10 protein-coding genes are annotated in these 8,932 nt (G+C 53.0%); 7 read left to right on the top strand and 3 right to left on the bottom strand.

What is annotated here, in order from left to right:
* The 4 genes from ribD to ribH form a co-directional block, all read left to right on the top strand.
* Positions 1–1,194 (top strand): bifunctional diaminohydroxyphosphoribosylaminopyrimidine deaminase/5-amino-6-(5-phosphoribosylamino)uracil reductase RibD (gene ribD, locus PF479_RS05810; protein WP_298003426.1); only part of this gene is annotated, 1,194 nt, incomplete at its 5' end.
* Positions 1,179–1,820 (top strand): riboflavin synthase, encoded by a 642-nt coding sequence (locus tag PF479_RS05805; protein ID WP_298003423.1) that lies wholly within the window; start codon positions 1,179–1,181, stop codon positions 1,818–1,820. The genes ribD and PF479_RS05805, both read left to right, overlap by 16 nt.
* A complete protein-coding gene (gene ribA, locus PF479_RS05800) occupies positions 1,817–3,016 on the top strand; it encodes a GTP cyclohydrolase II (protein ID WP_298003421.1) in 1,200 nt (399 codons plus the stop codon). Before PF479_RS05805 ends, ribA begins: the two co-directional genes overlap by 4 nt.
* A gap of 60 nt (positions 3,017–3,076) precedes the next feature.
* Complete coding sequence (gene ribH, locus PF479_RS05795) at positions 3,077–3,535, top strand: 6,7-dimethyl-8-ribityllumazine synthase (protein WP_367277205.1); 459 nt, start codon at positions 3,077–3,079, stop codon at positions 3,533–3,535.
* A gap of 49 nt (positions 3,536–3,584) precedes the next feature.
* Here the strand turns inward: ribH and PF479_RS05790 are convergent, their stop codons facing one another.
* On the bottom strand, positions 3,585–6,023 hold the full coding sequence (locus PF479_RS05790; protein ID WP_298003418.1) for a glycosyl transferase: 2,439 nt from the start codon (positions 6,021–6,023) through the stop codon (positions 3,585–3,587).
* Between the two features lie 136 nt (positions 6,024–6,159).
* Here PF479_RS05790 and PF479_RS05785 point away from each other — a divergent pair, with 136 nt between their 5' ends.
* The gene (locus PF479_RS05785; RefSeq protein ID WP_298003415.1) at positions 6,160–7,329 is read left to right on the top strand and encodes an ROK family transcriptional regulator; all 1,170 of its coding nucleotides are present in this window, start codon (positions 6,160–6,162) and stop codon (positions 7,327–7,329) included.
* Here PF479_RS05785 and PF479_RS05780 read toward each other — a convergent pair.
* Entirely contained in the window at positions 7,326–7,814 is a 489-nt protein-coding gene (locus PF479_RS05780; RefSeq protein WP_298003413.1) for a manganese efflux pump MntP family protein, read from the bottom strand. The two genes, PF479_RS05785 and PF479_RS05780, sit on opposite strands and share 4 nt — an antisense overlap.
* Here PF479_RS05780 and PF479_RS05775 point away from each other — a divergent pair.
* A complete protein-coding gene (locus PF479_RS05775) occupies positions 7,797–7,961 on the top strand; it encodes a hypothetical protein (RefSeq protein ID WP_298003410.1) in 165 nt (54 codons plus the stop codon). The genes PF479_RS05780 and PF479_RS05775 overlap by 18 nt on opposite strands.
* Here the strand turns inward: PF479_RS05775 and PF479_RS05770 are convergent.
* On the bottom strand, positions 7,922–8,221 hold the full coding sequence (locus PF479_RS05770) for a hypothetical protein (protein ID WP_298003408.1): 300 nt from the start codon (positions 8,219–8,221) through the stop codon (positions 7,922–7,924). The two genes, PF479_RS05775 and PF479_RS05770, sit on opposite strands and share 40 nt — an antisense overlap.
* Before the next feature lie 77 nt (positions 8,222–8,298).
* On the opposite strand from PF479_RS05770, the gene PF479_RS05765 reads away from it, so the two are divergent.
* Positions 8,299–8,932 (top strand): Gfo/Idh/MocA family oxidoreductase (locus PF479_RS05765; RefSeq protein ID WP_298003405.1); only part of this gene is annotated, 634 nt, incomplete at its 3' end.

The following is an 8,932-nucleotide window of genomic DNA, read 5'->3' as shown; positions in this document are numbered from 1 at the left end:
CTTTCAGAACCCCCGACAGGGAGTAAGGTTCTGGAAAATAAAATTGAGCAATTTATGCACAAAGCCCTGATTCTGGCCCGCCGGGCTGAGGGGGCTGTACTGCCGAATCCCATGGTGGGAGCCCTTCTTGTAAAAAATGGCATGCTCATCGGCGAGGGCTGGCATGCCTGTTATGGTGGTATCCATGCGGAAGAAGCGGCCCTGAACAATTGTAAAGAAAGGGGCCTTGATCCCGCCGGATCTGACCTCTTTGTGACACTGGAACCCTGCAGTTTTCAATCCAAAACAAAACACAATCCTCCCTGCACCGGTATAATCGTGAAGGCCCGCATCTCCCGGGTTTTTATTGCACGGCTGGACCCCAATCCACGAGTCCGGGGCGAGGGGGTCAAGGTATTAAAGGCCGCCGGGATCGAGGTACGCTGGGGAATTCTGGAGAAAGACGCCTCTGAGCTGAACAGAATCTATGAGGCAAATATGCTGCGCCAGAGACCTTATGTTCATCTGAAGGCGGCTTTGACCCTGGATGGTTTTCTAGCCGGCTCAGACGGCAGTTCCCGCTGGATCAGCTGCGGTGAATCCAGGAGCAGGGTGATGAAACTCCGCCAGGAATACGATGCTCTACTCGTAGGGCGGGGGACCCTGATGGCGGACAGACCCCGGCTGACAGTGAGGGATCAGAGCCTCCCGGATCAAGATAATATTAAACAGCCCCTGCGGGTTATTCTCAGTTCCAAAGGCGATCTGCCGGAAGACTGGCCCATATTCGAAAAATCTGAAGCTGATGTCAAAGTGAGTGGAGACGTTCTTGTCTGTCATTCCAGAAACCGGGGTGATTTGAACCGGATCGTCCTGCCCGGAGAGACGCCTGTGGAATGGGCAGGAATTACCAATGGTGAGGATGGACTCTCTCTCCCTGAAATTCTGGGTAAGCTCTACAGCCGGGGCATCCATAGCCTGCTGGTGGAAGGGGGGGGCAGGGTATTTCAGAGTTTTCTGAAGACTGACCTCTGGGACAGGTTGACCGTATTCCAGTCTCCCGACTTTATCGGCAGGGGCATTCCCTTCTGCGGAGACCTGGGCATTAGCTCTCTGTCAGACAAAAGAGTCCTCCACAATCAGATCACTGCCCTGTCGGGGCGGGATATCGAGATCCAGGGTGACCGGGAGGAATATCCATGTTTACAGGATTGATTCACTGTATCGGCAGGGTCCGGGGGCTTCATGACCGGCAGCATTCCAGGATTCTTGAAATCAGTCATGACCTGGCGGATATTCCCCTGACAGGAGCCTCCGTGGCGGTCAACGGTGTCTGTCTGACGGTCTTAAGCGGTCAAAAACATATTTTTACGGCGGAATGCTTTTTCTCGACCCTGGATAAAACCGGTTTTAAAAATATTCGGCCGGGAGCCTCGGTGCATCTGGAACCGGCTTTAAAGATCGGATCTCCCCTGGACGGCCACCTGGTGCAGGGGCATGTCAGTTCCCGGACCAGGGTTCTGGAAAACCGCTGGGTCGGCCGAGGACGGATGCTGACTCTGAAAATACCTGCCGGTGAGGGGGGCTTCCTCATTCCTGAGGGTTCGGTGGCTCTGGACGGGGTCAGTCTTACAATTTCTTCCCTGGAAGAAGACCGTTTTTCAATTCAGCTGATCGGGGAGACTCTCAAAAGCACTTGTCTGGGGATGCTGAATCCCGGAGACCGGGTCAACCTTGAAACGGATATGCTCCTGCGGGGCAGCAAACAAAAACTAGGAACCAGTGGCAATCAAAAACCAAATATAACAGAGCAGCAGCTGCTGCAATGGGGGTATTTATGAACATAAAAGAGAAAGTAACAGTAGAAAAGGCGGCGGAGATCCTGGCCTCAGGGGGGATGATTATCGTGACAGATCATGAGGATCGGGAAAATGAAGGAGATCTGGTGGGAGCGGTCCGGCATGCCGGTCCGGAGATGATCAATTTTATGGCTTCAAAAGCAAAGGGGCTTATATGCTGTGCCTTAGAGCAAAGTATATTTGACAAGGCCGGTATCAGCCTCCTGGATACCACGGGAGGTCCTGGTGCAATGCATGGGACACGCTTCGGAACACCGATTGATGCCGTCAAGGGCTGTACAACAGGTATTTCAGCCTTTGACCGCTCTGTCACCTTGAAGAGCCTGGTTTCTCCCGACTGCAGGCCCGGAGATTTTGCCCGGCCCGGCCATATGTTTCCCATCCTGGAGGCTGAGGGCGGACTGGCCCTGCGGCAGGGGCATACCGAAGCATCTGTGTATCTTACACGAGTAGCCGGCCTGGAAGGAGCGGCCGTTATCTGTGAGATGATGGATGAGGACGGTCATATGGTCCGGGGAAACAGGATTCAGGAGCTGGCTGAAGAGTGGGGCCTGGGAGTCTTGAGTGTGAAGGATATCGCGGCACACAGGGTGAATGGTCTTCCTCAGGCTGTTCCTCTGCCCACGGAATACGGTGACTTTCAGATGGAGATCATTCAAACAAATCAGGAACAGGAAGAGAATTTCTGTCTCTATAAAACTTCTGATTCTGCCACGGATTCACAAGCCCCCCTGGTCCGCATCCATTCCGAGTGCCTCACCGGCGATCTTCTGGGCTCCCGGCGCTGTGACTGCGGTGCCCAGCTCAATGAATCCCTCCGTCTGATCGGCCGGGAGGAAGGTGGATGTCTGATCTACCTGCGTCAGGAAGGCCGGGGTATCGGCTTGACGGCAAAACTGGAAGCCTACCAGCTTCAGGACAGGGGGCTGGATACCCTGGAGGCGAATCAGCATCTGGGATATCCAGCGGACGGCCGGGATTATTCTGCCGCCGCGGACTGGTTGAAAATGAAAGGCATGACAGAAATCAGACTGTTGACCAACAATCCGGAAAAGGTCAGCCAGCTGGAAGCCCGGGGAATCGGGGTGACACGGATTCCCCTCGTGGTGGGAGAAAACCCTGTCAACAAAAGATACATCGCAACCAAACAGATGAGGATGGGCCATCTGGGTGCCTGAAAAATCATCAAAAGTATAAAGAGGAGAGTTCTTCAAATGAATAAGGAAATGAATAAAGAAATGATAAGGGAAGGCCATTTTACGGGAGAGGGACTGGAGTTTACCCTGGTTGTCAGCCGCTTCAATGACATCATCACATCCCGGTTGGAAGAGGGGGCGAAGGACTGCCTGATCCGCCACGGTGTTCCCACCGGGAATATCCGCACTGTCCGCGTCCCGGGAGCCTTTGAAATCCCCCTCGCCGCCTCCTGGGCGGTCAAAGAAAAACCCCATGCCGTCATCTGTCTGGGGGCCGTGATCAGAGGAGGAACACCCCATTTTGAATATGTCAGCGGGGAAGTCAGTAAGGGAATTGCTTTAGTTTCACTCGAGTCGGGGATTCCCGTCAGCTTTGGTGTTCTGACCTGCGATACCCTGGAGCAGGCTCTGGAACGGGCCGGCAGCAAGGGGGGGAATAAGGGCTGGGAGGCGGCCATCAGCGCCCTGGAGATGGCCTCCCTCCGGAAATCCTTTCAATAACAGAGAGAGGCATGTCGAATTTTGCCCGGGACAATGCCCGGGCAAAATACTATCCCAGGGTCACCACCACATTCCATTCGGCAGAGGATTCCTTCAGGGGCAGAATGGTGCCCTGAAGCTCGTCTCCGTTGACCGTCATGGATTTGACTCCTGAGCTCAGCCCTTCGGGGTTCCGGACAATGATGTTGTACCGGTTGTTCCGGAAGGTTCGGGTGGCCCTGAATTCGGGCCAGTCCGTGGGGATGCAGGGATCAATTTCCAGACCCTGCCAATCGGGTCTGAGACCCAGAATCCACTGGCTGATGACCACAAAATTCCAGGAGGCCGTTCCGGTGAGCCAGGAGTTTTTGGCTTCTCCGTGATTCACCGCGTCCCTCCCGGCGATCATCTGGGAGTAGGCATAGGGTTCGGTTCTGTGGATATCGCTGATATCCTCCCGAAAAGCCGGACAGATCCGGCTGTAGTAGTCAAAAACCTTGTCACCCCGCTTTTCCATGGCTTCGCCGATCATGATCCAGGGATTGTTGTGGCAGAAAATACCCGCATTCTCCTTGTATCCCGGGGGATAGGAGGAGATTTCTCCCAGTTCCAGGTGGTACTCCTTATAGGCCGGCTGGAGCATCATGATGCCGTGATCGGTGGCTAGTTTTTTCTCGACCGAATCCAGAGCCTTCCGGGGCCATCCCTTGTCTGCACCGATGCGGGCCATGGAACAGAATCCCTGGCTCTCGATGAAGATCTGCCCGTCTCTGTTTTCCTTGCTGCCTATCTTTCCGCCCAGGGCATCATAGGCTCTCAGGAACCATTCTCCATCCCAACCGGCTTCTTCCACGGCCTTATTCATCTTCTCCACGGCCGCCCTCGCCTCTGCGGCGGCCTCGGGTTTCCCCGTCTGCTCCAGCAGCTGGGCATACTCTTCACCGATGTAGGAGAACATCCCGGCGATCATCAGTGATTCGGCGGTATCCCCTTTTTTGTTTGTCGTGGTCTGGAAGGAGTCATCCGGGTTTTCTGAAAAACAGTTGAGGTTGAGACAGTCATTCCAGTCGGCCCTGCCGATCAGAGGGAGCCCATGAGGACCCAGGTTATTCTGGGTGAAGGAGAAGGAGCGCTCCAGATGGATAGCCATGGTTTCGGGGACATCCGGATAGTCGTCAAAAGCCACTTTTTCATTCAGGATGGAAAAATCTCCGGTCTCCTTGATATACCGGCTGATGCCCATGATGAGCCAGAGGGGGTCGTCATTAAAATTGCCTCCCACATCGGCATTTCCCTTCTTGGTCAGGGGTTGGAATTGATGATAGGCGCTTCCATCGGAAAACTGGGTGGACGCCACATCCAGGAGTCTGGTCTTAACCCGCTGGGGGAACTGGTGGACACAGCCCAGCATATCCTGGCTGGTGTCTCTGAAGCCGATGCCCCGGCCGATTCCCGACTCGAAATAGGAGGCACTCCGGGCCATGTTGTAGGTCACCGTACACTGATACTGGTTCCATATATTGACCATGCGGTTGACCTTCTCATCCGGTGTGGACACACTGAACCGGGACAGAAGGTTCTGCCAGTGGGTCTTCAGTTCTGCCAGAGCCTTATCAAAGGCCGCCACGCTGCCGTAGTCTTTCTGCATCTTTTCGGCAGGGGTCCGGTTGATTCTTCCGGGGCTTTCCCATTTGTGAGAAGGATCGACTTCTGTGTATCCCAAAAGGAAGACGAGTGCTTTTTCTTCACCTGCTTTCAGGGTGATATCAAAACGGTGGGAGGCCACGGGAGACCATCCCGAGGCAAGGCTGTTGCCGCTTGTGCCCTGCATGACCTGGTCGGGGTTCTCATAGCTGTTGTAGAGTCCGGTAAAAGTCTCTCTGTCTGTATCGAACCCCTGAGGCGTTTCGCTGGCATGATACCAGGCGTAGTGGTTCCTTCTCTCTCTGTATTCTGTTTTATGATAGATGGTGGGACCGTGAACCTCTACCTCTCCGGTGTTGAAGTTCCTCTGGAAATTGGTCTGGTCGTCCCAGGCATTCCACAGGCAGAATTCCATAAAGGAGTAGAGCTGGAATGTTTTGGTCTCTGTTCCCGTATTGCGAAGAACCAGTTTCTGCATTTCCACGTTACTGCCGTCGGCGGGGACCAGAAAGGTCGTTTCCGCTTCCAGTTTGTTTTTCATTCCTGTGATGCGGGAATATCCCATCCCATGGCGGCATTCGTAGCTGTCCAGTCTGGTCTTTGCGGGTTTCCATCCCGGGTTCCAGAGGGTCTCTCCCTCTTTGATATAAAAATAACGCCCCCCTGTGTCCACGGGGACATTGTTATAGCGGTAGCGGGTCAGACGGCGCAGGCGGGCATCCCTGTAAAAACTGTAGCCACCGGCTGTATTTGAAAGGAGGGAAAAGTAATCATGACTTCCCAGGTAGTTGATCCAGGGGTAGGGGGTGGCAGGTTCGGTGATAACATATTCCCTGTTATGATCGTCAAAAAATCCGTATTTCATGGGTTTGCTCCTCAGCTATGCTCCGGTGGGAGGAAAAAACTTGTAATAAGTGGCGGAACAATTTATATTATTAGTATGTTTGAGTGTCAAACATACTAATAATTGTGACATGAGAACGATCGGGAGTCAAGAGAATATGGCCACACAGAATCAAATCAACAATATAAACATGTCCCGGGTCCTTCGATTCCTCTGGATAAACCGGGGCTGCTCCCGGGCCCGGATGTGCCGGGATCTGGGACTCAACAAATCAACGATCACCAAGAACGTCCAGATCCTTATGGATAGAGGGATTGCAGAAGAAATTAAGGAAGGGAATTCCTCTCCTCTCGGGGGGCGCCGACCGGTTTCCCTGGGTGTCCGTCAGGATTTCTGTTATATCCTGGGGATGGAAATTCAGACCGAGTTCTACCATGCGGTCATCAGCAATGCCCGGGGGCAAATCGTTTTCACCAGATCCAACAGGCTTCAGAAGCCTGACTCCTCCCTTCTGGACCATTTTTTGAACGCCCTGGAAGAGTTAAAACCCTCTATGGAAGAGTACAAGGTTTCCGGAATTGCCCTGGGTCTTCCGGGAGTCATTGATTCAAATAAAGGAATCATATGCTACTCCATGGCCTTTGGTATTCAAGACCCACTTTCTTTTGCCCGGTCTGCCGAAGAGGCCTCGGGTTATCCCGTATTCATCGAAAATGATGCCAATTGCTGCTGCTGGGGAGATCTGGCCGGTCAAAAAGCCTCACGCGTAGAAAACAGTCTGTTCCTCCTTTCCGAGTTCCGGGATGTAGATGTCTACTCACCGGGACTGCAGAGCCTGGCTTTAGGGATCGGTCTGGTTCTGGGAGGGCAGGTGCACAGCGGCAAGGACTATTCGGCCGGTGAGTTTACCAGTGTTTTGAAAGAACGGAACGGGGCCGGACAGTTTTCAACGGAACCCGAAGAATTGGGAGATCTCCGGAACAACCCCGAAGTGGTCATCCGCATTGTCCATGAAATAAGCCGCAATATATCCAGTCTGGTGAATGTGCTGAATCTGTCCAGGGTTGTCGTCGGGGGGGTCCTTTGCGAGTTTAAGACCATGGTGGGTGAACAGCTGCGAGTGTGTATCAATGAATCCTGGCCCTATGCCAATCCGGTGGAATGTCAGATAGAGTTTTCCGAATTGGGAGAGAGTATGGTGGCCTACGGAGCCACCGGTTACTTTCTGGAACAGCTCTTCGGCCTGCCCGAACTCGAAGACAGGAAGGACCGGGGATGGCAGTTTATTCTCTCCCATCCATTGTTACCCGATAAGAATAAACTCTAAAAAAACCGGCCCTGTTCCAGAAGGATGGTGAAGGCAATCAGAATGAGGACTATTCCCCCCACTGTTTCCATTCGTTCTCCAAAGATATGGCTCAGCCGGTGTCCGGCATGAACTCCCAGATAGGATATTCCAAAGGTGACTACTCCGATGACCAGAGCCTCCACACCAATTCCCGAACCCAGGAGGGACAGACTGATGCCGACTGCCAGGGCATCGATACTGGTGGCCACAGCCAGAATCAGGAGATTCCCCAGTTTGAAGGCTTCATCCGGATCGGGGCACACAGCATCAGGATGCAGACTTTCCCATATCATCTTCCCCCCGATGATGATCAGCAGGGCAAATGAGATCCAGAATCCATAGACATCAAGCCAGGAACCGCTAAAAAATGAGGCCCCCCACCAGCCGGCCAGGGGCATCAGTGCCTGAAATAGTCCGAATAAGAAGGCTGTGAGAAGGCAGTGATTGTGTCTGAAATCATCCATGGTGCAGCCGCAGCTCAGGGAGGCGGCTGCACCATGGAGAGGGCCAGGGCGGTGAATAGTAGTATTATGAAGCTCAAAAAATCGTCCTTTCTGACCGAAGCTCCCTATCAGGGAGCGATTATTGTGTATTCCATGGTCTTGAACTGATTCAACGCTGTATCAAAACCTTCCAGATTTTGATAGATACCGGCCTCTTCTGTCAATAAGCCGCCCTGGCCGATCAGGGCAAAGCTGTGCTTTTCACCGGGATTCTCAGCCACAGGGCTGCTGTAATGGTCTCCTACGCTGAGGACAATCTCCAGGGGGATTCCTTCGGCCATCGGTTCCAGCTCGAGAACCTGATGTTCCTGATCCAATCTGTTCATCACACAGGACATGAGGCTTGTAAACAGAATAAGAGACAGCATTCTTTGAAAACAGTTTTTTTTATTGTTTTTCCTTTCAATACCAGGATTCTAATTCATTTATTGTATAAAATAATACCATGACAGATCAATTTTCAACATGGGCGATTATCGGTGCAGGAGATGTAGCCGAGCTTAAGAGTGGGCCGGCTTTTCAAAAAGCCGATAGATCAGAATTGAAAGCCGTGATGAGGCGGAATCCGGCCAAAGCCGAGGATTTTGCCCGGAGGCACAAGGTCCCCTCCTGGTACAACTCTGTGGAAGAGGTTCTGGCGCGGGATGATATCAACAGCATCTATATTGCCACGCCTCCCTCTTCACATAAATACCTGGTCATTCAGGCTCTGAAGGCGGGTAAGGATGTCTACCTTGAAAAACCTGTGTGTCCCAGCGAGGCGGAATGCCGGGAGATCCTGCTGGTATTGGAGAGATCGGGAAGGAAACTGGTGGTGGCTCATTACCGCCGCGGACTGTCCGCTTTTATAAAGGTGAAGGAGCTGCTGGATGCCCGAATCATCGGGGATGTTCAGTTTGTGAATATCAGAGTGTTCCAGAATGAGGACTCAGACATCATGACGGTGACCGAAGATCACTGGCGGTTGAATCCCTCTGTTTCCGGGGGAGGACTGTTTCACGATATCGGACCCCATCAGATTGACCTGATGCTTCATTATTTTGGAGATGTGAGAGAGGTACGGGGTTATGCGGCCAACC

Source organism: Oceanispirochaeta sp., from assembly GCF_027859075.1.
In the GTDB taxonomy this organism is placed as follows: domain Bacteria; phylum Spirochaetota; class Spirochaetia; order DSM-2461; family DSM-2461; genus Oceanispirochaeta.
Note: the sequence above shows the minus strand (reverse complement) of the source record. Positions and strands in the feature narration are given on the sequence as shown.